This window comes from Pseudomonas sp. F9001, assembly GCF_013385435.1.
Lineage (GTDB): Bacteria > Pseudomonadota > Gammaproteobacteria > Pseudomonadales > Pseudomonadaceae > Aquipseudomonas.
In genome coordinates this window covers 1-24246 of record NZ_JACAPX010000007.1, presented here as the reverse complement: position 1 = coordinate 24246, position 24246 = coordinate 1, and the positions used below count along the sequence as shown (strand labels likewise).

Below are 24246 nucleotides of genomic sequence, written 5' to 3'. Positions count from 1 at the left end.
ACCTGAGAGCGCCGCGTTGAATCAGGATGCCCGCGTCATCGTTAACGACCTTCGCGAGCAAGCCCGCTCCCACATTTGAACCGTGCCCGCTTCAGCTTTTGATTTTGGGCGGACTCAACACGTGCCTTTCAGATCACATGCGCCCGTTGCAGCTCAGTCAACGCCAGTGCCTTGAGCCGCGCCAACAGCGGATCCCGCCGATCCCGCGGATGCACCAGCTCCACCGCCAGCTCCTGGCGAATACTGCTCGGCCGGTTATCCATCACCAACACCCGGTCACTCAGGTACAGCGCCTCGTCCACATCGTGAGTCACCAGCAGCAGGGCGATCCCGTGGTGCTCGGCCAATTGCAGCAGCAGGTCCTGCAGCTTCATGCGGGTAAACGCATCCACCGCGCTGAACGGTTCGTCCAGCAACAGCACCTGCGGCCGTGAATACAGCCCGCGAGCAATCGCCACCCGTTGCGCCATCCCGCCAGACAACGCCTTGGGCAACGCCTGGCCAAAACCCGTAAGCCCAACCTCATCGATCAACTGCGCGACCCAGGCCTTGTCATAGCCAACGTCATCGCTGAAACCAATGTTTTGCTCCACCGTCAGCCACGGCATCAGGCGTGGCTCCTGAAATACAAACGCGACCTCACCACCACCTTGCAACAGTTCCCCCTGATAGTCCTTTTCCAGCCCGGCGACGATCCGCAGCAAGGTGCTTTTGCCGCAGCCACTGGGGCCCAGCAAACTGACGGCTTCCCGCGGCTGCAAGGCCAAATGGACGTTGGTCAGCACCGTCGTCGCGCCGAAGTTTTTCCGCTCGACGCGAATGTCCAGTAGCGCTTCACTCATGCTCAATTCTCCGGGCCTTGGCCGTTGAAGGTATCGCGCCAGGCCAGGCAGCGTTTTTCCAGGGCCGCCAACAGGCCGTCGCTGATCTTGCCCAGCAGCGCCAGCACGATGATCGCCGCCAGCACAATGTCGGGCCGTGAGGTTTCCCGGCCATCGCTGAGCAGGTAACCCAGGCCCTTGGTCGCGGCGATCAACTCGGCCGCCACCAGGAACATCCACGCCAGGCTCAGGCCGCTGCGCAAGCCGGTGAACAGGCCGGGCAGGGCGGCAGGCAACAGGATGCGACGCACCAGGCGCGTGCGGCTGAAGGCATACATCTGCCCGACTTCCACCAGCTTGCGGTCGATGTCGCGAATGGCCGCGACGCCATTGAGGTACACCGGGAAGAACGCGCCGATGGCAATCAGCACGATCTTCGAGGTCTCATCAATGCCCAGCCACAGCAGCAACAGCGGCACCCAGGCCAGGCTCGGGATCGAGCGCAGGCCGGCGAAGGTTGGTTCCAGGTACGCCTCGGCCTCGCGGCTCAAGCCGACCCAGGCGGCAAACACCAGGGCCAGGCCGGCGCCGATGGAGAACCCCAGCAGCACCCGCAACAGGCTGGCGCTGATGTGTTTCCACAGCGCGCCTTCGGCGAGGTCGGTGAGGGTCACGGCGATCTCGCTGGGCGCCGGCATCTGGTAGGACGGCAGCCAGCCGATGCGCACCACCACTTCAAGGATCACCAGGATCAGCACCGGCAACGCCAGGCCCTTGAGCCGCCGCGGCCAGGCGCTGCGCTGCACGGTGAGCGTTGGCGCGAGTGCGACGGGCAGGGTTTCGCTTTTGCTGCTCATGACGCTCCCCTTATGGACGAGGCAAAGCCTGGCCAAAGCTTGGGTCGATCAACTGGTCGATCACCTGATCCACATTCACCCCACGGCGCACCAGTTCTTCCGAGACCAGGATCGGCGCGGCCGCCTTGGACGACACCACGTCCTGGGCAGTGAGCAATGGGCTGCTAAGGTCGGTACGCGACAATTGCAGCTTGGCCACGTCCAGGGGCAGGCCGGATTCGTCGGCCAGCAGCTTGGCGAATTCGTCGGGGTGTTTCACCGCCCAGTTGCGGGCTTTTTCATAGGCACCGAGCACCTTGGCGATGGTCTGTGGATGCTCCTTGGCGTATTTGTCGGTCACGCTGACCACGCCGTAGCTGTTGAAGTCCTTGTTGCGGTACAGCAGGCGCGAACCCGCCTGGATTTCGCTGGCGGCCATGTGCGGGTCGAGACCGGCCCAGGCATCCACATCACCTTTCTCCAGCGCGGTACGGCCGTCGGGGTGCTGCAGGTGCACCAGTTCCACGTCGTCCTTGCTCAGGCCGGCTTTCTGCAGGCTGCGCAGGGTGAACAGGTACGGGTCGGTGCCTTTGGTGGCGGCGATTTTCTTGCCCTTGAGGTCGCTGACGCTCTTGAACGTCGAGTCCTTGCGCACCACCAGTGCAGTCCACTCGGCGCGGCTGTACACGTACACCGACTTGATCGGGCTGCCATTGGCCCGGCTGAGCACCGCCGACAGGCTGGCGGACGAGGCGAAGTCGACGCCGCCGCTGTTGAGGTATTCCAGGGAACGGTTGCTGCCCTGGCTCAACACCCAGCCGACCTTGGTTTGCGGCAGCGCTTCTTCAAGCCAGCCGAAGTGTTTGAGCACCAGGCTCACCGGGGAGTAGTAGGCGTAGTCCAGGTTGACTTGCGCAGGGTCGGTTTCCGCTGCATGGGCCAGGGGTTGCAGGCTGAAGGCGAGGGCGCAGGCGCCCAACAGGGTATTGAAGAAGGGTTTCATGGAACAGCTCCGGACAAGGCGGGAAAAGAGAAGGCTTTTCTTATATTCAGAAAATTCATATGGCATGTTCCATCATGCGTTATAGGAATATGCAGTCTCTGTGCCAGCGTCTTTGCAGGGCAGGGCAACACCCTGGCGTAGCAGCTGTCGAGCCCAAGCGAGGCTGCGTTCGCGGTGCTTCAGACAGACCGCTGACGCATCCTCGCTTGGGCTCGACAGCTGCTACGTGGGGAGTGGTTGGGAGTGGGGAGGCGGGCACTTTGTTGAATCACTGTTGGCTGTGCAACAGCTTTCATATGTTTTTATGGAATAAATAAAGAGTTATATATTCCTTTTGTTGGTTTCACGAATAGGGCACTTTGAGTGCCTGCGCATTCGTGCGGATTGACCCAACAGACCAAAGGAAAGCCGACATGACCATTAAAGCGATCAACGTGCGCAACCAGTTCAAAGGCGTGATCAAGGAAATCCTGATCGGCGAAGTGGTGTCAGAGATCGACGTGCAAACCGCGTCGGGGATCGTGACGTCGGTGATTACCACACGCTCGGTGCGTGACTTGGAATTGAAGGTGGGCAGTGAAGTGATTGCCTTTGTGAAGTCGACTGAAGTGTCGATCGCCAAGCTGTAAACCCGAGTCCAGTTGTGAACCCAATCCAAATGTGGGAGCGGGCTTGCTCGCGAATGCGGTGTGACAGTCGACATCTACAATGACTGATCCACCGCTTTCGCGAGCAAGCCCGCTCCCACATTTGGTTTTGCATACAGCCGTTGGAGGGTTAGTTGAGTCGAGGCCCGCCTCCCGATGGCCGGGACCCAGGCTTCTCATCCGAAGCATCCGGCAGTGCCTTGGGCGTTTCACTCGGGTCCTTGTAGTCCTTGTGCAAATCCCCATCCAGCCGGTTGCTCGACGAGCCGCCGCTTTGTGGTGTGGAGTCGAAGTGCTCCCACTCCGATTGCTGGAAGCGGAACAGGCTATCATCGGTCGGCGTGTCGCGGCCGTGGTAGTGGTGGATCTCGTAGTGGGCGTATTCGACCTTGTCGGCCCAGTTGTCCTGCAGCAAACCGTCGCCAGCCAGGTCGCGGTACCAGTCGTTTTCCTTCTCGGTGGCCTTCTGTTTTTTGTTGTGGTCGACGAAGTAACCGATGATTCCGCCTACCACCGCCAACACCACGCCCACCAGGAACAGCGGCCCGGTCAGCGCCGCCGCCGTGCCCGCGCCAAACAGCGCCGCCGCACCCAATACCCCGGCCGACGCGCCGAACGCACCGCCCGCCACTTGCAAGCCACCTGCGGCCTGAGCCAACGGGTCTTTGCTGTCCACGCCGCTTTTGATCGCCAGGGCGCCGAGCACAATGTCGGCAAAACCACCGGCAATGTCCGTCGCCGGGCCCAACACCTTGATCACGGAACCGGCGATCTTCGCCGATTGGGAGGCGCCAAGCTTGGCCGCACCGGCTGCCTTGAGGCCGTCATCCAGGTGAGTGGCGAGGCCTTCGGTAGCTTCGGTTACCGCCTTGTCGCCCTCGCCAAACAGCTTGGCCACGCCGTCGTACTGGCTGTCGGGAACCGCGTCCAGGGCCGCAGCGATTTCCTTGCTGACCTTTGAGTCGATTTCGGTGGGTTTGCTGAAGTCGATGACTTTGCCGGCCGCCCCTTCCTTGCCCCAGATTTCCGGCAGGGTCTTGTCCAGGCCGAGGAAGTCCACCAGGCCGCCCTTGCCCAGGGCTTCGCCGATCTTGTCACCGAGCTTGACGAAGTGGCTGGCGCCGCCGGCAAAACTCAGGAAGTCCTTGGCGATGGTCATGCGTTGGGCCGGGGTTTCGCCGAGCTTGCCGCCTTTGCCCACCAGTTGGTAAATCCCCGAAAACAGGCTGACGCCGGCGCCCATCGAACCGAGGATGCCTTTGCTGTTGAGGGTGTTGAACACTTCGCCGAGCATGCCGCGATCCGCCACCGGGATATACGGTTTGCTCAGGGCGGTTTTCACGTCGGCTTCGCTGATGGTGCCGCTGTTCTTGTAGACGTCGCCGAGCTCTTCCAGGGCCTTGGTCACGGCCGAGGATTTCTCCTTGCCCTCCAGGCCTTCGTTGAGGAATTTCTCCAGCACTTCCTGGCTGCGGCGCGGCAGGTCCAGCAGGTTGCCCTTGAGCACGCCCTTGAGCAGGCCGAACAGGTCCTTGGTGGCCAACTCCTTGTTGTCGTCGGAGATCTTGCTCGGGTCCGAGAGAATCTCGTTGAGGTCGGTGGTGAGGCCATCGGCCTGGATATTCTGCGCGGCCTTGGTGGCGGCTTCCGGGTCGAACAGCGACAGCGAGGTCAGGGTGTTGCTCAGGTCTTGCTGGGCTTCGTGGCTCTTGCCCTGTTTTTGCAGGTCCTTGAGGTACAGCACATAGTCGGGGTTGCTGGTCAGGTCGAGAAGCTTCTGCTTGATCTCGTCCTTGTTGGGCAGGTGACTGATGGCGTCGTCCATCTTGGTCTTGTAGTCGGCCTGCACCGTCGGGTCCTTGAACAACTCGCCGATCTGCTCCTGCACCGCCTTGCCGTCGATGATGTCGTGCATGTCGGCGGAGGTGAGCTCGGTCTGCTTGTCATCGAACTCGCGCCAGGTGGTGTTGAACGGGCGCTTGGATTCTTCGTAGCCGGTGATGCCATGGCCGTTCTGGTAGGCGGCCTGGGCTTCCAGGGCACGGACCAGTTTGGCCCGTGGGTCGTCTTTGGGAATCGAGCCGTCCTTGACGCCGGCGCGGTAGGTGTCGATCAGTTCGGTGGTGGCCAGTTCGCTGACGCTCTGGGTCGGCGACTTGTCGTCGTCCTTGTCGGCATGCACGCCGGTGTCGAGGTTGAGCACGTCGAGCTCATCGTTGCTCGGCAGGTTGTACTTGGCGCGGGTCTCGTCGACGGTGCCGGCGCTCCAGGCTTCCCATTTCGCCACCACTTCGTCGTAGAGCTGCGGGCTGAGCTCCTTGGAGACGATGACCTTGCCTTCGCTGGTTTCATAGCGGATCAGGCCGTCCCCCAGCTCGTCGGGGGAACCGAAGGTGATCTCGGTGTTCTTCAGGAAGTCATTCGGCCCGGCCAGCTTGTAGCCGGCGTCTTCACTGGAGTGGATCTTGCTCCAGGTGTCCTGGGCGGTGGCCACGCTCTTGAACAGTTCCGGGCTGACGTCGGCCGATACGACGACCTTGGTGCCGTCGTGGGTTTCATAGGTCAGCACATTGCCTTGCTGGCCTTCGATCCAGCCGAAGCCCTTGTAGTCGTTCAGCTCCGGCGCCTTGGTATTGGCGTCTGCCAGGGTCGAGCCGTCGTTGAGCGCGGACTCTACGGCGGCCTTTTTGTCGGGGTTGGTGTAGACCTCGTGCAGGCCTGCCAGGTAGTCGAACAGCTTGGGATTGTCGTCGCGGGCCACGACCATTTTCTGGCCATTGCTTTCAAAGCGGATCAGGCCGGGGCCGACTTCATCCTTGGGGCCGACGGTGGTGCCGGCGTAGGGCGGCCACACTTCGTTGTCGCTGGCGCGCTTGTAGCCGGCGTCTTCGCTGCTGCCCAGGCCGGTGAAGCTTTCATAGGCTTCCTTGGCTTTCTGGAAGGCCTCGGGGTTGTCGCGCTGGCTGATGACGAACTTGTTGCCGTCCTGGGTCTCGTAGCGAATCACGCCGGGGCCGGTTTCGTCGGGCGGGCCGAGGGATTTGTAATCACCGAGCTTTTCCGGGGCCGTGGCGTCGCCGCCCAGGCGCTGGTAGCCGGCGGCTTCGCTGGCGTTGACGCCGGAGAGTGCCTTGAAGTCGGCGCTGACTTGCTTGAACAGCTCGGGGCTGTCTTTTTCGCTGACGATGACTTTCTTGCCGTCCTGGGTTTCATAGCGGATCAGGCCGGGGCCGACTTCGTCCGCCGGGCCGATGGCCTTGTAATCCCCCAGGGTGGTGGGCGGCGCGGCGTCCTTGGCGGCCAGTTCATAGCCTTGTTCCTTGCTGGCAGCGAGCCCTTGCGCGGTTTTGTCGCCGGCCTCCACCTTCTTGTTGTTGGCGCTGTTCTTGAGCAGCACGTGGAACGCCGCGCCGGACTTGGGCGGTGTGAGAGGAAGGGCTTTGGGGTCGGTCGAGCGGTTGAGCGGCTGGGTCGTCATGCCATGGAACTCCTGCTGTTACCGGTGGGACGAATCGGCAAAAACAGTAACAGCAGGGGTTCGGCGGTCGTTGCGAAAAGTTGTGAATTGCGCCTTAACGGTGACGCAGGCTGCGTTCCAGGCGGGCGATGCCTTCTTCCAGCATGGCCCGTGGGCAGCCGAAGTTCAGGCGCACGAATTGCTGGCTGTCATCGCCGAATTCAATCCCGGCGCTCAAGCCGACCCTGGCCTGTTCGAGGAAGAACCGTTGCGGGTCGTCCAGGCCCAGGGCGCTGCAATCCAGCCAGGCCAGGTAGGTGCCTTGAGGCGCATGCATGACCACGCCGGGCAGGCGGGTTTGCACGGCGTTCAGCAGGTAATCGCGGTTGGCTTGCAGGTAGGCCACCAGCGCCTGCAGCCAGTCGCCGCAGTCGCTGTAGGCCGCACGCGTGGCTTCCAGGCCCAGGGGGCTGACGCTGTCGACCATGCCGCAGCGCGCTTGGTTGAAGCGTTCGCGGATCTCGGGATTCTGGATCACCGCGAAGCAGGTCTTCAACCCGGCGACGTTATACGCCTTGCTCGCCGACATCAGGGTGATGGTGCGCTGGGCAATCTCGGGGCTGAGGCTGGCGGTGGGAATATGCCGGCGGCCGTCAAAGCACAGCTCGGCGTGGATTTCATCGGAGACGATCAGCGCACCCTGGTCCAGGCAGGCGCTGGCCACGGCCAGCAGTTCCTCACGGGGGAAGACCTTGCCCATCGGGTTGTGCGGGTTGCTCAACAGCAGCGCCCCAGCGTCGGTGAGGGCTTCACGCATTGCCGGCAACGGCGTGAGGTACTCGCCTTCGGCGCTCAGCTCAAACGGCACTTCGATCTTCGGCAGGTTCCAGTGGCCGGGCGCCAGGCGGATCGGGCGATAGTTGGGGGTTTGCAACACCACCGGTTGGCCGGGCTGCACAAATGCGTGCAGCGCCATGTTGAAACCGGGTTCGACACCCGGCAAAAACAGCAACTCATCCGGCTGTACGCGCCAGGCGTACTTGGCCCACAGATCGGCGACGATCGCCTCGCGCACGCCATCGCAGGCCACGCTGTAGCCGAGGATCTGCTGACCCAGTCGCTCGTGCAACGCTTGAAGCACGGCCGGTGGGGCAGCGATGTCCATGTCGGCAATCCACATCGGCAGAACGTCTTGCGGGTAACGACTCCACTTGGTGCTGCCGGTGCCGAGGCGGGAGTGGATCGTGTCGAAATCAAAGCTCATGGGTGGCTCGTATCAGGGAGGCGGGCGTAGAAATGGCGCTGATTCTAGCGCCATTAATTTTACGCGCCAGCGCTGATTGCCGCCCGGGCGCCCGCTTGCCGGTCAAATGCCTCGGCCAACTGCGTGTGGGCCTGTTCCAGGCTGCGCTGCACGGCGGCTGCGCCACGCACCATGGCCCCCAGATAGACGAAATCCACCGCGTGAATGCCCACGGTTCCAAGGATCGCCTGCAGGTAGGGCGTGAGGAAGTCGGGCTCGCGGTTTTTTCGCGAACTGCCGGAGCTGACCAGCACAAAGGTGCGCCGGTCCTTGAGCAAGCCGACTTTCTCAAACTGCGGATTCACCGTGAAACTGCGGTGGATGCGCACCACATGGTCGATCCAGCACTTGAGGGCCGCCGGCACCGTGAAATTGTGCACGGGGGTGCAGATGATCAACAGGTCACAGGCTTCCAGCTCGACAATCAGTTGCTCGGAGCGCTCGGTTGCCGGGCCGCTCAGGCCGCCGGGCGTGGTCAGGGCGTTGGCGTATTCCCGGGTCAGCGCCGGCAAGGCCTGGCCGCCGTAGTCGCGTTCGGTCACTTCGGCTTGCGGCGCCTGTTCGCGGAGCAGGGCGCGGGCCAGGCGGAAGGTCTGGGCGGCCTTGCCGTGGGGGCTGAAGCTCAGTAGCAGGGCGCGGGTCATTGGTCGAGGTCCTGTGAAAAGTGCATCCCCAGTGGCAGCAGGCCCTGGCGAAAATAGAAGCGTTGGGCCAGGGCCATGTGCATGCCGGTGTCCAGCACCAGGTAGCGATAGCCCAGGCGGCGGGTGTGCTGGCGTACCTCGTCCAGCAGGCGCGCACCCAGGCGTCGGCGTTGCAGGGAGGCGTCCACCACTAGGTCATCGACGTAGATAAAGCGCCCATACAGCAGGTTTTCCGTCAGGCGATAACCGGCCAGGCCCAGCACCTGGCCGTTTTCCCGGGCGGCCAGCAGGCGGTAGCCGGTTTCGCGCTGGCGCTGGATCTGCTGGACGAAGGCGTGCGGGTCTTCGAGCTTTGGCCGCAGTTGCTGCATGACGGCAAAGCAGGCCAGGCAGTCGGCGTCGCTTTCGATGTGCACAAACTCAACAGAGTCATTCATGGTTGCCGTGCTCCATGTGCGCTTTTACGGCGGCAGGGACTTTGCGAAAGCTGATGGCGACGCGGTTCAGGGCGTTCATCAGGGCGATAGCCAGGGTCAGGTCGGCAATTTCCCTGTCATCGAAGAGGGCCTTGGCCTCGGCATAGTGTTCGTCCGGCACCTCGGTTTGTGCGACCTGGGTGACCGACTCGGCCCAAGCTAACGCGGCGCGTTCACGCGGGCTGAACAACGGCAACGCTTCGCGCCAGGCGGCCAGCAGCATCAGCTTTTCCAGGCTCACGCCCTGTTTGAGCAGGTCGCGCGAATGTGAGTCCAGGCAGTAGGCGCAGCCGTTGAGTTGCGAGACCCGCAGGTACACCAGGTCAATCAATTCCTTCTCCAGGCCGCAGCCGTGGATGTAGCTGTGCACCGAGCCAAGGGCCTTGTAGCCGACGGGCGCCGCCAGGGCGTAGTCGAGACGGTGTTGCATGGGGTGCTCCTTGTTTCGTGAAGTGATGCCGTCAGTGTGGCGGCCGGGTCGCCGGCTCAATAGGGCCAAGAATGGACAAGCGGGTTGGGACAAGATCAGACTTCAGGGCTGATTCACTGTGAGCCGGATAACCATGTCGTCACTGCCCAAATACCAGGAGATCTACCGGCGCTTTCGCCAGGCCATCGACCAGGGCCAACTGCGCCCCGGTGAGCGGGTGCCGTCGGTGCGCAGCCTGGCCCAGGAACTGAAGGTGGCCCGGGGCACGGTGGAGACGGCCTACCAGTTGCTGGTGAGCGAAGGGTTCTTCCTGGCGCGGGGCCAGGCGGGAACAGTGGTGGCCGAGGCGTTGCCGCAGCGCTCGATCAAGTCGTTGCCGGTTGAACCCGAACCCGTGGCGCCGGCGTCGGCCCCGCGCCTGTTGCAGTTGGGCTTGCCGGCGCTCGACAGCTTTCCGCGCAAGCTGTGGGCGCGGCTGGTCACCCGGCAAGTGCGCCGAGTCGATGTGAACAGCCTGGCCATGGGCGATGTGCGTGGCGCCCGCTCGCTGCGTGTGGCGATCGCGCAATACCTGGCGCTGTACCGGGGCGTGGAGTGTTCGCCGGAGCAGGTGTTCGTGTGTGCCGGTTACTCGGCGTGCCTCGCGCTGGTGTGTGATGCGCTGCAGATGGCCGGCCAGCCATGCTGGTTCGAAGACCCGGGATACCTGCATGCACGGCAACTGCTGCTGCACTTGGGGGTGCAGTTGGTCCCGGTGCCGGTGGACCACGACGGGCTTGATGTGGAGGAGGGCGTACGGCGTGCTCCCGGCGCCCGGCTGGCGATTGTCACCCCGGCCCACCAGAGCCCGCTGGGGGTCGCCCTCGGTACTGCGCGGCGCCATCGCTTGCTCGATTGGGCACAGGCCCACGGCGGCTGGGTGGTGGAAGACGACTACGACAGTGAGTTTCGCTACAAGGGCCAGCCCCTGGCCGCGCTCAAGAGCCAGGACACGGCCGACCGGGTGATCTACTCCGGCAGTTTCAGCAAGATGCTCTTCCCGGGGCTGCGCCTGGGTTATCTGGTGGTGCCTCGGGCGCTGCTCCCGGCCTTTGAGGCCAGCGCCGGCGTGCTGCAAAACCGCAGCGCCGAATTGTTGCAAGCCACCACGGCGGACTTTCTCGACCAGGGCCATTTCACCCGCCACCTGAAAAAAATGCGCCAGCTCTACACCGCGCGGCGCGGCTTTCTGGTGGAGGCACTGGCCAGTCATTGCGGGGCGCTTTTGCAGGTGGATGAGCAGTCCGGCGGGATCAACCTGCTGGCGCGGCTGCGGGTGGACGTCTGCGATCAGGCCGTCGCTGCGGCCGCCGCACGTGCCGGGCTGGGGATACAGGCCGTGTCGGGCTGGAGCATCGAGCCCGGCGGTCAGCAAGGCCTGTTGATGGGCTTCACCAACCTGGCGACTCGCCAGCAAGCGGTGCAAGCGGCGCTGGTGTTGCGCGAGGTCATCGACGGCGCTTTGTGAACACCGGTTGAACATCTTCATTCGCCACATCGGCCCCGAGCTTCTACCCTGAAGGCATAGCCCTCAGGACGCCAAGCGCTCATGTACAAAGACCTGAAGTTCCCGGTTCTGATCGTACACCGCGACATCAAGGCCGACACCGTTGCCGGCGACCGCGTCCGGGGCATCGCCCGGGAGCTTGAGCAGGAGGGCTTCAGTATCTTTTCGGCGGTGGACTACGCCGAGGGTCGCCTGGTGGCTTCGACCCATCACGGCCTGGCCTGCATGCTGATTGCCGCCGAGGGAGCCGGGGAAAATACCCATCTGATGCAAAACATGGTGGAGCTGATCCGCCTGGCGCGGGTGCGGGCGCCAAACCTGCCGATCTTCGCCCTCGGTGAGCAGGTCACCCTGGAAAACGCCCCGGCCGATGCCATGAGCGAGCTGAACCAGTTGCGGGGCATTCTTTATCTGTTTGAAGACACCGTGCCGTTTCTTGCACGGCAAGTGGCCCGTGCGGCCCGCGCCTACCTGGATGGCCTGTTGCCGCCATTCTTCAAGGCCCTGGTGCAGCACACGGCGGATTCCAATTATTCCTGGCACACCCCCGGTCACGGCGGCGGCGTGGCCTATCGCAAGAGCCCGGTGGGGCAGGCGTTTCATCAGTTCTTCGGGGAAAATACCCTGCGTTCGGATTTGTCGGTGTCGGTGCCGGAGCTCGGCTCGCTGCTGGACCACACCGGCCCGTTGGCCGAAGCCGAGGCGCGGGCAGCGCGCAACTTCGGCGCCGATCACACCTACTTCGTGATCAATGGCACTTCCACCGCCAACAAGATCGTCTGGCACTCGATGGTGGGCCGGGATGACCTGGTGCTGGTGGACCGCAACTGTCACAAGTCGGTGTTGCATTCGATCATCATGACCGGCGCCATCCCGCTGTACCTGTGCCCGGAGCGCAATGAACTGGGGATCATCGGGCCGATTCCCCTGAGCGAGTTCAGCCCCGAGTCGATCCGCGCCAAGATCGACGCCAGCCCGCTGACCCGAGGCCGACCGGCCAGGGTCAAGCTGGCGGTGGTCACCAATTCCACCTACGACGGCCTGTGCTACAACGCCGAGCTGATCAAGCAGCAACTGGGCAACAGTGTCGAGGTGCTGCACTTTGACGAGGCGTGGTACGCCTACGCGGCGTTTCATGAGTTCTTTGCCGGGCGCTACGGCATGGGCACCTCGCGCACGCCCGAGAGCCCGCTGGTGTTTACCACGCACTCCACGCACAAGCTGCTGGCGGCGTTCAGCCAGGCGTCGATGATCCATGTGCAGGATGGCGGCGTGCGCAAGCTGGACCGCGACCGCTTCAACGAAGCGTTCATGATGCATATTTCCACCTCGCCGCAGTACAGCATCATCGCCTCCCTGGATGTGGCGTCCGCAATGATGGAAGGGCCGGCGGGGCGGTCGTTGCTGCAAGAGATGTTTGACGAGGCCCTGAGCTTTCGTCGCGCCCTGGCCAACCTGCGCCAGCATATCGCCGCTGAAGACTGGTGGTTTTCCATCTGGCAGCCGCCGCTGGTGGCGGGCATTGACCGGGTGGTGACGGCGGACTGGTTGCTGCAACCCCAGGCCGACTGGCATGGCTTTGGCGATATCGCCGAAGACTACGTGCTGCTGGACCCGATAAAAGTCACCCTGGTGATGCCTGGCCTGAACGCCGGCGGGGCTTTGAGCGAGTGCGGAATTCCCGCAGCGGTGGTCAGTAAATTCCTCTGGGAACGTGGGCTGGTGGTGGAAAAGACCGGGCTGTATTCGTTCCTCGTGCTGTTTTCCATGGGCATCACCAAAGGCAAGTGGAGTACCCTGCTCACCGAACTGCTGGAATTCAAGCGCAGTTATGACGCCAACGTGAGCCTTGCTGTCTGTTTGCCATCGGTGTTTCAGCAGGGCCCGGCGCGGTATCAGGGATTGGGTTTGAAGGATCTGTGCGACCAGTTGCACAGCTGTTACCGCAGCAATGCCACGGCCAAGCACCTGAAGCGGATGTACACGGTACTGCCGGAAATCGCGATGAAACCGGCCGACGCCTATGACCTGTTGGTCAAGGGCGAAGTCGAGGCGGTGTCCATCGACGCTTTGCCAGGTCGGGTCGCAGCGGTCATGCTGGTGCCTTACCCGCCGGGCATTCCGTTGATCATGCCGGGTGAGCGCTTTACCGAATCGACTCGCTCGATCATTGATTACCTGGCGTTTGCCAGGACGTTCGATAGCAGTTTCCCCGGCTTTGTTGCCGATGTTCATGGACTGCAACACGAAGATGACGGCAATGGTCGTTGTTACACCGTCGACTGCATCAAGGGTTAAGGATGTTTATGCAAGCTGTAATGAACCCGAAGTACCCGGGCCTCAGTGTCCGGGTGGCTGACGAAGGATTTGACGCCTACGTGTGGGGGAACGACTTCAGCTTTGAAGTCAACGCCTACGGCAAGCCGGAAATGGGCAAGCGCGTCGACCAGTGGGCGGTGGAGCGTATCGTGCCGTACCGCAAATGCTACGGCATCGACCCCGAGGAGTTCGCCAGCTTCCGTGACGCGGCCGACAGTGCGGTGTTCATGGCCTACCTCGATGACCGGCCCGTGGGGCATATCGTGGTCAGCACCAACTGGAACGGCTTTGCCCATGTGGATGAGCTGGCGGTGGTCTTGCCCGCGCGGCGCCACGGGGTGGCCAAGGCGTTGCTGGACGTGGCGCAGTTCTGGAGCCGCAAGAAGAACCTGCCGGGGATGATGCTGGAGACCCAGAACAACAACCTCGGTGCCTGCCGGCTGTATGAGCGCTGCGGGTATGTGATGGGCGGGATCGACCACCTGCGCTATCGCGGGATTGATCCGCAGACGCGCGAAGTGGCGATTTTCTGGTATCGGTTGTTCAAGACAGAATTGGAAGCAGTCTGAGCTGTACCGATCAACTGTAGGAGCCGTCGAGCCCCAGCGAGGCCGCGATGGCGGTGTGTCAGGCAACCTCTTTATCGACTGTGCCGCCGCCTTCGCAGCCTCGCTAAAGCTCGACAGCTCCCACATTCGATTTGCGCAACCGAAGTACTTGGACCGAACACACAACTCCCAGACTTCCCCCGACCCCCTGTGGGAGCCGTCGAGCCCCAGCGAGGCCGCGATAGCGGTGTGTCAGGCAACCTCTTTATCGACTGTGCCGCCGCCTTCGCAGCCTCGCTGAAGCTCGACAGCTCCCACATTCGATTTGCGCAACCCAAGTACTTGCGACCGAACACACAGCTCCCAGACTTCCCCCGACCCCCTGTGGGAGCCGTCGAGCCCCAGCGAGGCCGCGATGGCGGTGTGTCAGGCAACCTCTTTATCGACAGTGCCGCCGTCTTCGCAGCCTCGCTAAAGCTCGACAGCTCCCACATTCACGGCAATGTGCTTGTCAGCAGGTTTTCAGCCTTCTCGGTGACGATCTCCAGCAGCGCATTCAAGGCGGGCGATGGCTCGCTGCCCTTCAGGGTCAACGCATACAAGGTCACCACAATCGGCGGTGACAATGGGCACGCATCCAGCCCGGCTTCCCGTGCGCCGCTGGCGGTGAACGGGTCGACAATCGCCAGGCCTTCCCCGGCTTCTACCATGCTGCGCATCATCTGATACGTCTGCACCCGCGTTTGCACCACCGGCAGCGGGCGCAGGGCTTGCAGCTTGCTGTCCAGCAGGCGGCTCAGCGGGTCCTGGCCTTCAAGGCCGATCATCGACTGCCCGGCCAGCTCCTGCAGCGCAATGTACTTCTGCCGAGGCTTCAGCCAGCCATGGGGCGCGAGCAATTGCAACTTGCCGTGGGCCAGCGGTTGGCTGTGGATTTGCGGATGGTCCGGGTCGTGCAGGCTCAGGCCGAGGTCGGCTTCGTGCAGCAGCAGGCTTTTGACGATGTCCCGGGTGGAATGGCTGGAGAGGTTGCACGGCGTGTCTTGGAAACGTCGGCGCAGCACGGCGATCGCCTGGGGCAGCAGTTGATTGGCCAGCGGCGGGGTGCACAGTGCGCGCAAGGGCGGGGCATGATGGTGCTTAAGGCTGCTGGCCAGGCGTTGCACCGGCTCAAGGGCTGCATAGAGGTGGGCGATTTCGGCCTGCAGCTCAAGGGTTTCCCGGGTGGCCTGCAAGCGTCCGCGCACACTGGCGAACAGCATGAAGCCCAACTGCAGCTCGGCATCCTTGAGGGTTGCGTCCACATCGGCCACAGGCAGTTGCAACCATTCGGCGGCGGTGCCGAGGTGTCCGGTCTGTAAAATCGCTTGAATGACTTCGATATGACGTAAACGCATGGCCGGAGTCTATGTTCAGCGCGACGTGGATTCAATGGCTCAGGCCCGGGCGTGGAAAAAAGACCCGCCACGGCAGCGCCCCAACTAGACTTGCACGATCAAGTCCCTTGGCGCCTGCAACCAGCAGGTCATACAAAGGGCGTATCAACCAGAGGATCCACGGGGGAGCCTTATCGATGCTCGGTAAAACAGACACGCGCGGGTTTTCGTTGTGGGACCTGCTGGTGGTGGTGCTGGTGGTCGGTGTATTGGCGGTTGCGGTGGGGCCGCGGATCTTCGGCGACGTGACTCAGTCGGAAATCGCCACGGCCAAGGTCCAGTTGAAAGAGCTGGGCAAGGCAGTCGAGCGTTTTCATCAAGATGTAGGGCGTTATCCTACCGACGACGAGGGTCTGGCGGTGTTGACGGTTCAGCCAGCGGGAGAAGGGAAGTGGCGGGGCCCCTATCTCAAGGATCAGGACATGCTGACGGACCCTTGGGGCGTGGCCTATCAGTACCACTATCCTCCCAGCCAGGCCAAAACCAACTTTGATCTGTTCTCGTTCGGCAAGGACCGGACACTGGGAGGCGTCGGCGATAATGTTGATATCGCCTATGGGGAATAACGTTTTATGAAGCGTGGATCGTGGCGGATTCGCGGGTGATGATAGTGCCCGACTGAATCAGCCTGAACTCATCGCCATCCAGTTTTTCTACGCGGTCGCCAATGGCCAGCTTGTAGGTGGTGGTGGGCGCCGAGCCAGCCAGGCCGTCGAGGGGCGGGTTGGATTCCTGGAACTCATGCACCGAATAAACGCGACCTTCCGCGTCTCTGGCATGGAACTGTCCGACAAGTACTGCTGCCATCTGTTTAGAACCTCTGGAGATAAACACTCGATTTGCGGTTCTGTAGACCGTAGGAGAGCGGGGTAGTTTACCTATTGAAAAAAAATACTATTCGTTGACTTTTTCAGACATTACTTACAAATCCATCTGCGGTGTAAACGTCCCTGGGGATTGCAAAAACGCGCTGGTGATAGCGTCGCGCAGGCTCTATAACTACAAACTCCTTAAGTCAGAAATCGGGAAACCCCAATGAGCAAGGTCTACACGATTGCCGTACTGGTCGGCAGCTTGAGAAAAGAGTCGATCAACCGCAAGGTCGCCCTGGCACTGGCCGAGTTGGCGCCCGCCAACCTCAAGTTGAACATTGTCGAAATTGGCGATTTGCCGCTCTACAACGAGGACATCGACGGTGCTGCACCGCCGGCAGCCTACAGTACTTTCCGTCAACACGTGCGTTCATCCGACGCGGTGCTGTTTGTGACCCCCGAATACAACCGCTCCGTGCCGGGTGTATTGAAGAATGCGATTGACGTTGGTTCGCGCCCTTATGGCCAAAGTGTCTTCAGCGGCAAGCCGGGTGCGGTGATCAGTGTGTCTCCCGGAGCCATCGGCGGTTTTGGGGCCAATCACCATTTGCGCCAGTCGCTGGTGTTCCTCGATGTGCCGTGCATGCAGCAGCCGGAAGCCTACCTGGGCGGTGCGGGCAGCGTGTTCGATGAGTCGGGCAAGGTCTCGGAAAAGACCAAGCCGTTTTTGCAGGCGTTTATCGACGCCTATGGCAAGTGGGTGGAAAAACAAAGCGCATAAGTAACCTGTAGGAGCGAGCTTGCTCGCGAAGAACGTCCAGGCGACGCGAGCTTTCAAATAGCCCGCGTCATCGTTAACGATCTTCGCGAGCAAGCTCGCTCCTACAGTGGCGGGACTTATCTGAGCCAGTTGGTTTTCGCCAACTCGATCACCTCATCACCGCGTCCGCTCATCACCGCCTTGAGCATGTACAGGCTGAAGCCCTTGGCCTGTTCCAGCTTGATGCTCGGCGGCATCACCAGTTCCTGGGTGGCGGTGACCACGTCCACCAGCACCGGGCCGTCGTGGGCCAGTGCGCGGCGCAGGGCCGGTTCCAGGTCTTCGGACTGCTCTACGCGAATACCGAGGATGCCCATGGCGTTGGACATGGCGGCAAAGTCCGGGTTTTTCAGCTCGGTGCCGGTATCCAGGTAGCCCGCCGCTTTCATCTCCATGGCGACGAAGCCCAAAGAAGAGTTGTTGAACACCACCAGCTTCACCGGCAGGTTCAACTGCGCCAGGCTGATGAAGTCACCCATCAGCATGGTGAACCCACCGTCGCCGGACATCGAAATCACCTGGCGCCCGGGAAACGCGGCTTGCGCACCGATGGCCTGGGGCATGGCGTTGGCCATCGAGCCATGGTTGAACGAGCCGATCAACCGGCGCTTGCCGTTCATTTTCAAGTAACGCGCCGCCCAGACTGTCGGCGAGCCAACGTCGGCGGTGAAGATTGCGTCGTCGTCCGCCAGTTCGCTGAGCAGGCGCGCAACGTATTGCGGGTGAATTGGCCGGCCGGCCTTTGACGGTTCCGCCAGGTCATCCAGCCCTTGGCGGGCTTTTTCATAATGCTTGAGCGAGGTTTCGAGGAAGCTGCGGTCCGTCTTGCGGGTCAGGCGCGGCAGCAGCGCCTGGATGGTCTCACTGACGTCAGCTGCAATGCCCAGGTCCAGCGTGGCACGCCGGCCCAGTGCCTGTGGGTTGCGGTCGACCTGGATAATTTTTGCGTCGGTCGGGTAGAACTGGCGATACGGGAAGTCGGTGCCGAGCATGATCAGCGTGTCGCAGTTGAGCATGGCGTGGTAGCCGGAGCTGAAGCCGATCAGGCCGGTCATGCCGACGTCGAACGGGTTGTCCCACTCCACATGTTCCTTGCCGCGCAGGGCATGCACCACGGGCGCGCCGAGGGCGTCTGCCAGGGCCACCACCTCATCGTGGGCGCCGGCACAGCCGCTGCCACACAGCAGGGTGACTTTGCCGCTGTGTTCGAGGATGTCGGTGAGGCGTTGCAGGTCCTGTTCCGCCGGCAAGGTGCGCGGTGCCAGCAGGGCCGGCCACGGTTTGAATTTATCTTCTACTTCCAACAGTGACACATCCCCCGGAATCACCACCACCGCTACGCCGCGGTTGAGGATCGCCGAGCGCATGGCACGGTGCAGCACGTGAGGCATCTGCTCGGGGTTGGTCACCAGCTCGATAAAGTGGCTGCACTCCTTGAACAGTTCCTGGGGATGGGTTTCCTGGAAGTAGTTCAGGCCGATCTCGGAGGAGGGGATCTGTGCGGCAATGGCCAGCACCGGCACGTGGTTGCGATGGCAATCGAACAGGCCATTGATCAAGTGCAGGTTGCCGGGGCCGCAGCTGCCGGCGCATACGGTCAGCTCGCCGGTGGCGGCGGCTTCGGCACCGGCGGCAAACGCGGCCACTTCTTCGTGGCGCACATGCATCCACTCGATGCTGTCCATGGTGCGCAGGGAGTCGGTCAGGCCGTTGAGGCTGTCGCCGGTCAGGCCCCAGATGCGCTTGATGCCCGCCTGTTCAAGGGTGGTCGCCAATTGCTGGGCCAGGGTGATTTTCGCCATGAAGAACTCCAATCGTCAGTGAGGGTAAAAAGCTGCTGATCAGTTAAGGACAGTTCCATGGCGCTGAATGCTCCCCGCTCAATGTGAAGAATTGGTCATCGCAGCGCGATATTGCCGAGTGCGGCGGGCGATAAACAGTTGGTCTTTTATCAACGCCAGCAGCGGCGTCACCCCGGGTTTCGGCTGGCGGCCACGGCTCAGGCGGCGAAGCTGATAACGCACCACTGCCATGCTCGCCAGGCTGGCCAGGGGTTTGCGCTTCCAGCGGATCGGCGGCAATTGCGGGTTGAGATCGCGGCCGGCGCGCCATTGCTTGATCAGGTGCGGCTCCAGGGTCAGCGCGGTGGCGATCCCGGCCATGGCGATGCCGCTGTCCAGGACTTGCTGCACGATCGGCAAGCGCCGGATGCCGCCGGTGACCATCACCGGCATGTTGGCGACTTTCGCCAGGTCGCTGGCCATCTCGATGAAATAGGCTTCGCGGGCCAGGGTGCGTCCGTCGCGAGCCTCGCCTTGCATGGCCGGGGCTTCGTAGCTGCCGCCGGACAGTTCCAGCAGGTCGATGGCCAGCGGGTTGAGCAGCTCGACCACGGCGTGGGCGTCGGCGGCGTCAAAGCCACCGCGCTGGAAGTCGGCGGAGTTGAGTTTCACCGCCACGCAGAAATCCGCGCTTACGGCGGCGCGCACGGCTTTGATCACTTCCAGCAACAGCCGAGCGCGGTTTTCAACGCTGCCGCCCCAGCGGTCTGTGCGCTGGTTGCTCAAGGGCGAGAGAAACTGGCTGAGCAGGTAGCCGTGGGCCGCATGTATCTGCGCACCGCTGAAGCCGGCCTTTTCGGCGAGACGCGCGCTGGTGGCGAAGCGCGAGATGACGTCCTGGATATCGTCCTCGGTCATGGCCTTGGGTTGGGCGAACATCTTCGAAAAGCCGCCGAGATCGAGGGCCACCGCCGAAGGTGCCAGGGCCTGCTGGCCGAGGTTGGCCATGGTCTGGCGACCCGGGTGGTTGAGCTGCACCCAGAACTGCGCGCCCTTGGCCCGGCCAATCGCGGCCCATTGGCGAAACTTGTCCAGGTGACGTTCGTCTTCCAGCACCACGCCGCCGGGGCCGGTCATGGCGTGGCGGTCGATCATCACGTTGCCGGTCAGGATCAGGCCGGGCTCGCCGTCGGCCCAGGCTTGATACAAGCGCATCAGGGCCTCGGAAGGCGCCTGGTTCGCATCCGCCATGTTCTCTTCCATCGCCGCCTTGGCGATGCGGTTACTGATGAGCTGGCCGTTGGGCAATTGCAACGCTTCAAAGGGCGACATGCTTGACTCCTCACATTGGGAGCGCTCAGGCTAAGCTTAAAGGTCACTTTAAGGTCAATGGGGTTGGCGATGAATATTGGTGAACTGGCGGAACGCAGCGGCTTGGCAGCCTCGAAGATTCGTTTTTACGAAGCCCAGGGGCTGATCCAGGTCGAGCGACAAGGTAATGGCTATCGCCGTTATCCCATGCAGACGTTGCAGACGCTGCAATTGATCCAGGGCGCTCAGCGCGCCGGTTTCAGCTTGCAGGAGTTGAAGGCGCTGATGCCCGACGATTCGCCGAGCGAGGCGAAACGCGCCGATATCGTCTTGAGGCTTGAGCGCAGGATTGCGCAGATAGAAGAGCTTCAAGCCCGAATGGACCAGAGCAAGGCCGAGTTACGCGCGGTGATCGCCACGATCCAGGCACACCCGGAAGGCACGCCGTGCACCCAGGCGCAGGACAAAGTCTGGGCCTCAATCGAGGCGCATAAAAAAACGCCGCGCATCTGACGATACGCGGCGTTCGTTTACAGCAACAAAACCTTAGGCTTGAACCACAGGGATGTTGGCGCTTGCAGCAATTTCACGGAACTCGGCGATCTGGTCAAAACTCAGGTAGCGATACACGTCACTGGCCATGGTGTTGATCTTCGCGGCGTATTCCATGTACTCCTCGACGGTCGGCAGGCGACCCAGGATGGAAGCCACCGACGCCAGCTCGGCCGAAGCCAGGTAGACGTTTGCGCCGTCACCCAGACGGTTCGGGAAGTTACGGGTCGACGTCGACACAACGGTCGAGTTCGGCTCTACACGTGCCTGGTTACCCATGCACAGCGAGCAGCCCGGCATTTCCATGCGCGCGCCAGCCTTGCCGTAGATGCCGTAGTAGCCTTCTTCGGTCAGTTGGTGAGCGTCCATCTTGGTCGGCGGCGACAGCCACAGACGGGTTGGCAGCTGACCCTTGACCTGATCCAGCAGTTTACCGGCAGCGCGGAAGTGACCGATGTTGGTCATGCACGAACCGATGAACACTTCGTCGATCTTCTCGCCAGCAACGCTGGACAGCAGACGGGCGTCGTCCGGATCGTTTGGCGCGCAGAGCACAGGCTCCTTGATGTCGGCCAGGTCGATCTCGATGATTTCAGCGTATTCGGCGTCAGCATCGGCAACCATCAGCTCAGGGTTGGCAACCCAGGCTTCCATCGCTTGGGCACGACGTTCCAGGGTACGCGCATCGCCGTAGCCTTCACCGATCATCCAGCGCAGCAGGGTGATGTTGGAGTTCAGGTACTCGGTGATGGATTCTTTCGACAGCTTGATGGTGCAACCGGCAGCCGAACGTTCAGCCGAGGCGTCGGACAGCTCGAAGGCTTGTTCGATGCTCAGGTTGTCCAGGCCTTCGATTTCCAGGATGCGGCCGGAGAAGGCGTTCTTCTTGCCTTTCTTCTCTACGGTCAGCAGGCCAGCCTGGATCGCGTAGTAAGGAATGGCGTGAACCAGGTCACGCAGGGTGATACCAGGCTGCATTTCACCTTTGAAGCGCACCAGGATCGATTCCGGCATGTCCAGCGGCATGACGCCGGTGGCGGCGGCGAACGCTACCAGGCCGGAACCGGCCGGGAACGAAATGCCCATCGGGAAACGGGTGTGGGAGTCACCACCGGTACCGACGGTGTCCGGCAGCAGCATGCGGTTCAGCCAGCTGTGGATGATGCCGTCGCCCGGACGCAGCGATACGCCGCCACGGGTCATGATGAAGTCAGGCAGGGTGTGGTGGGTGGTCACGTCGATCGGCTTTGGATAGGCCGCGGTATGGCAGAACGACTGCATTACCAGATCGGTGGAGAAGCCCAGGCACGCCAGGTCTTTCAGTTCGTCACGGGTCATGGGACCGGTGGTGTCCTGGGAGCCGACGGTGGTCATCTTCGGTTCGCAGTAGGTGCCTGGACGAACGCCAGCCACGCCGCAGGCCTTGCCGACCATTTTCTGCGCCAGGGTATAGCCCTTGTCGCTTTCAGCCGGGGCTTCCGGCAGTTTGAACAGGGTCGAAGGTGGCAGACCCAGCTCGGCGCGAGCCTTTTCGGTCAGGCCACGGCCGATGATCAGCGGGATACGACCGCCGGCACGGACTTCATCCAACAGGACCGGAGTCTTCATTTCGAAGGTGGTCAGGACTTCATCGCTGTTGTGCTTGGTGACTTTGCCAGCATGCGGGTACAGGTCGATCACGTCGCCCATGTTCATGTTGGTAACGTCGAACTCGATTGGCAGTGCGCCGGCATCTTCCATGGTGTTGTAGAAGATTGGAGCGATCTTGCTGCCGAAGCAGAAGCCGCCAGCGCGCTTGTTCGGCACGTAAGGCACGTCGTCGCCGAAGAACCACAGTACCGAGTTGGTGGCCGATTTACGCGACGAACCGGTACCGACCACGTCACCGACGTAGGCGATCGGGAAGCCCTGGCCGCGCATTTCTTCGATCTGCTTCATCGGGCCGGTCTTGCCTTGCTCATCCGGCACGATGCCTTCACGGGCCATTTTCAGCATGGCCAGGGCGTGCAGCGGGATGTCAGGACGGGACCAGGCGTCCGGGGCAGGGGACAGGTCGTCGGTGTTGGTTTCGCCGGTGACCTTGAACACGCGCAGGCTGATCTTGTCGGCCAGGGTCGGGCGGTTCTTGAACCACTCGCCGTCGGCCCAGGACTGGATCACGGCTTTGGCGTGTTCGTTGCCGTTCCTGGCTTTTTCCGCGACGTCGTGGAAAGCATCGAACATCAGCAGGGTGTGCTTGAGTTGGGCGGCAGCGACGGGGGCCAGGGTGGCGTCGTCCAGCAGCTCGACCAGGGTCACGATGTTGTAGCCGCCTTGCATGGTGCCGAGCAGTTCAACAGCGCGTTTCTTGTCGATCAGGGGAGAAGTGGCTTCGCCCTTGGCCAGGGCAGACAGGAAACCGGCCTTGACGTAGGCAGCTTCGTCAACGCCTGGTGGAATGCGGTTGGTGATCAGGTCAACGAGGAATTCTTCTTCGCCAGCCGGGGGATTTTTCAGCAGCTCGACCAGGCCTGCGGTTTGTTCGGCGTTAAGCGGCTGGGGAACGATACCCAGGGCTGCACGCTCTTCGATATGTTTGCGGTAGGCTTCAAGCACAGTTATTACCCTCATCAGTGGTCCCACGGGACGCTCATCCAGAAATGCACGGCACGCATGCGCTCAGGGGCTTTTTGGGCCGTAGAGCCAGCGCTGCCGGCAATCCTCACAGAAGCTGCTTTCAAAGTTTTACGCCTGCAGAACGGAGCTGATGAGGGTTGGCGCTGGCTATTTACCGGGTAAATAACCATCGCCAACACCGTTCTTTAGGAACGACTGTGCTCGTGACGCTTTGAAAACAGCTTCCAACGGATTATTGGCGCCTTACAAGGCCGGATGATTCTACGGCAAAAAAATTCTAAACGTAAGTTGCCGCGCCAAGTTTGCAGGGTGATCAACCTTAGACAAAGGGCTAACATGTGCAACTGTTTCGCTGATTTGTGCGTTGTCGACCATGTCTAACCAAACCATCAAGACCCCCTGCGTAGGCCTGTGCTCCACGGTTTACGGCGATCTTGTGTGCCGGGGGTGCAAGCGGTTTCACCATGAGGTGATTCAGTGGAACGGGTATAACGAGGAAGAAAAACGTGCGGTGTGGCTGCGGCTGGAGCAGTTGTTGGTGCAGGTGATGGCCGGGAAGCTTGAGGTGTTTGACCCGAAAATGCTGCGGGGGCAGCTGGAGCAGCGCAAGATTCGGTTTGTGCCGCATCAGTCGGAGTACTGCTGGGCGTATCAGTTGATTGCCCGGGGGGCGCGGGTGATCAGCAATCTGGAGGCTTACGGGATGGTGTTGATGCCGGAGTTTCGGGAGTGGGGGTTGCCTGAGTTGCGGGATGCGATTGATCGGGAGTTTTTTATTTTGTCCGAGGCGCATTATCAGCGGTATATCGCGCCGGGGTTTCTCAGGGATGCGTTTGGGGGGTGATTGAGTACATATCCGTTATTTGGGTAACGGCCGCTTATGGTTCC

At 61.9% G+C, this 24246-nt stretch carries 21 protein-coding genes; 8 read left to right on the top strand and 13 right to left on the bottom strand.

Annotated features, from left to right (window positions below):
* Window positions 1-128: 128 nt before the first annotated feature.
* Genes HX818_RS05770 through HX818_RS05760 form a run of 3 tightly spaced genes read right to left on the bottom strand, consistent with a single transcriptional unit; the run spans window position 129 to window position 2660 of the window.
* On the bottom strand, window positions 129-842 hold the full coding sequence (locus HX818_RS05770) for an ABC transporter ATP-binding protein (protein ID WP_177019626.1): 714 nt from the start codon (window positions 840-842) through the stop codon (window positions 129-131).
* Between the two features lie 2 nt (window positions 843-844).
* Window positions 845-1678 (bottom strand): ABC transporter permease, encoded by an 834-nt coding sequence (locus HX818_RS05765; RefSeq protein WP_177019625.1) that lies wholly within the window; start codon window positions 1676-1678, stop codon window positions 845-847.
* A 10-nt stretch (window positions 1679-1688) separates the two neighbouring features.
* Entirely contained in the window at window positions 1689-2660 is a 972-nt protein-coding gene (locus tag HX818_RS05760) for an aliphatic sulfonate ABC transporter substrate-binding protein (RefSeq protein ID WP_003217008.1), read from the bottom strand.
* A gap of 413 nt (window positions 2661-3073) precedes the next feature.
* Here HX818_RS05760 and HX818_RS05755 point away from each other — a divergent pair, with 413 nt between their 5' ends.
* Complete coding sequence (locus HX818_RS05755; protein WP_003217010.1) at window positions 3074-3289, top strand: molybdopterin-binding protein; 216 nt, start codon at window positions 3074-3076, stop codon at window positions 3287-3289.
* Between the two features lie 148 nt (window positions 3290-3437).
* On the opposite strand, the gene HX818_RS05750 is transcribed toward HX818_RS05755, so the two are convergent.
* The 5 genes from HX818_RS05750 to HX818_RS05730 all read right to left on the bottom strand — a co-directional run bounded on the left by HX818_RS05750 (window position 3438) and on the right by HX818_RS05730 (window position 9617).
* Window positions 3438-6785, bottom strand: a complete 3348-nt coding sequence (locus HX818_RS05750; protein ID WP_134326606.1) for a hypothetical protein — start codon at window positions 6783-6785, stop codon at window positions 3438-3440.
* A 94-nt stretch (window positions 6786-6879) separates the two neighbouring features.
* Window positions 6880-8028, bottom strand: a complete 1149-nt coding sequence (locus HX818_RS05745; RefSeq protein ID WP_177019624.1) for a MalY/PatB family protein — start codon at window positions 8026-8028, stop codon at window positions 6880-6882.
* Window positions 8029-8087: 59 nt separating this feature from the next.
* Window positions 8088-8711 (bottom strand): FMN-dependent NADH-azoreductase, encoded by a 624-nt coding sequence (locus HX818_RS05740; protein ID WP_008431326.1) that lies wholly within the window; start codon window positions 8709-8711, stop codon window positions 8088-8090.
* The gene (locus HX818_RS05735) at window positions 8708-9148 is read right to left on the bottom strand and encodes a GNAT family N-acetyltransferase (RefSeq protein ID WP_087693842.1); all 441 of its coding nucleotides are present in this window, start codon (window positions 9146-9148) and stop codon (window positions 8708-8710) included. The genes HX818_RS05740 and HX818_RS05735 overlap by 4 nt, the downstream gene beginning before the upstream one ends.
* A complete protein-coding gene (locus HX818_RS05730) occupies window positions 9141-9617 on the bottom strand; it encodes a carboxymuconolactone decarboxylase family protein (RefSeq protein WP_177019623.1) in 477 nt (158 codons plus the stop codon). Before HX818_RS05730 ends, HX818_RS05735 begins: the two co-directional genes overlap by 8 nt.
* Before the next feature lie 133 nt (window positions 9618-9750).
* On the opposite strand from HX818_RS05730, the gene HX818_RS05725 reads away from it, so the two are divergent.
* The 3 genes from HX818_RS05725 (at window position 9751) to HX818_RS05715 (ending at window position 14051) form a co-directional block, all read left to right on the top strand.
* The gene (locus HX818_RS05725) at window positions 9751-11124 is read left to right on the top strand and encodes a PLP-dependent aminotransferase family protein (RefSeq protein ID WP_102605237.1); all 1374 of its coding nucleotides are present in this window, start codon (window positions 9751-9753) and stop codon (window positions 11122-11124) included.
* An 81-nt stretch (window positions 11125-11205) separates the two neighbouring features.
* Window positions 11206-13461: an arginine/lysine/ornithine decarboxylase gene (locus tag HX818_RS05720; protein ID WP_177019622.1), complete on the top strand. Its 2256-nt coding sequence runs from the start codon at window positions 11206-11208 to the stop codon at window positions 13459-13461.
* A gap of 20 nt (window positions 13462-13481) precedes the next feature.
* On the top strand, window positions 13482-14051 hold the full coding sequence (locus HX818_RS05715; RefSeq protein ID WP_003217028.1) for a GNAT family N-acetyltransferase: 570 nt from the start codon (window positions 13482-13484) through the stop codon (window positions 14049-14051).
* A 473-nt stretch (window positions 14052-14524) separates the two neighbouring features.
* Here the strand turns inward: HX818_RS05715 and HX818_RS05710 are convergent, their stop codons facing one another.
* A complete protein-coding gene (locus HX818_RS05710) occupies window positions 14525-15427 on the bottom strand; it encodes a LysR substrate-binding domain-containing protein (protein ID WP_102369042.1) in 903 nt (300 codons plus the stop codon).
* Window positions 15428-15603: 176 nt separating this feature from the next.
* On the opposite strand from HX818_RS05710, the gene gspG reads away from it, so the two are divergent.
* Window positions 15604-16032: a type II secretion system major pseudopilin GspG gene (gene gspG / locus HX818_RS05705; protein WP_008431333.1), complete on the top strand. Its 429-nt coding sequence runs from the start codon at window positions 15604-15606 to the stop codon at window positions 16030-16032.
* A 4-nt stretch (window positions 16033-16036) separates the two neighbouring features.
* Here the strand turns inward: gspG and HX818_RS05700 are convergent, their stop codons facing one another.
* Window positions 16037-16273: a hypothetical protein gene (locus HX818_RS05700; RefSeq protein ID WP_003209248.1), complete on the bottom strand. Its 237-nt coding sequence runs from the start codon at window positions 16271-16273 to the stop codon at window positions 16037-16039.
* A gap of 228 nt (window positions 16274-16501) precedes the next feature.
* On the opposite strand from HX818_RS05700, the gene HX818_RS05695 reads away from it, so the two are divergent.
* Window positions 16502-17059: an NADPH-dependent FMN reductase gene (locus HX818_RS05695; protein WP_076013377.1), complete on the top strand. Its 558-nt coding sequence runs from the start codon at window positions 16502-16504 to the stop codon at window positions 17057-17059.
* A gap of 116 nt (window positions 17060-17175) precedes the next feature.
* Here the strand turns inward: HX818_RS05695 and poxB are convergent, their stop codons facing one another.
* Together poxB and HX818_RS05685 are read right to left on the bottom strand one after the other, a co-directional pair.
* Window positions 17176-18900 (bottom strand): ubiquinone-dependent pyruvate dehydrogenase, encoded by a 1725-nt coding sequence (gene poxB / locus HX818_RS05690; RefSeq protein ID WP_008431335.1) that lies wholly within the window; start codon window positions 18898-18900, stop codon window positions 17176-17178.
* A gap of 78 nt (window positions 18901-18978) precedes the next feature.
* Window positions 18979-20211 (bottom strand): NADH:flavin oxidoreductase/NADH oxidase family protein, encoded by a 1233-nt coding sequence (locus HX818_RS05685; protein WP_102369044.1) that lies wholly within the window; start codon window positions 20209-20211, stop codon window positions 18979-18981.
* A 69-nt stretch (window positions 20212-20280) separates the two neighbouring features.
* Here HX818_RS05685 and HX818_RS05680 point away from each other — a divergent pair, with 69 nt between their 5' ends.
* Window positions 20281-20703 (top strand): MerR family transcriptional regulator, encoded by a 423-nt coding sequence (locus tag HX818_RS05680; RefSeq protein WP_008431339.1) that lies wholly within the window; start codon window positions 20281-20283, stop codon window positions 20701-20703.
* Window positions 20704-20736: 33 nt separating this feature from the next.
* Here the strand turns inward: HX818_RS05680 and acnB are convergent, their stop codons facing one another.
* On the bottom strand, window positions 20737-23337 hold the full coding sequence (gene acnB, locus HX818_RS05675) for a bifunctional aconitate hydratase 2/2-methylisocitrate dehydratase (protein ID WP_003209239.1): 2601 nt from the start codon (window positions 23335-23337) through the stop codon (window positions 20737-20739).
* Window positions 23338-23731: 394 nt separating this feature from the next.
* Between acnB and HX818_RS05670 the strand changes: the two genes are divergently transcribed.
* On the top strand, window positions 23732-24202 hold the full coding sequence (locus HX818_RS05670; RefSeq protein WP_003209237.1) for a DUF1289 domain-containing protein: 471 nt from the start codon (window positions 23732-23734) through the stop codon (window positions 24200-24202).
* Window positions 24203-24246: the final 44 nt, after the last annotated feature.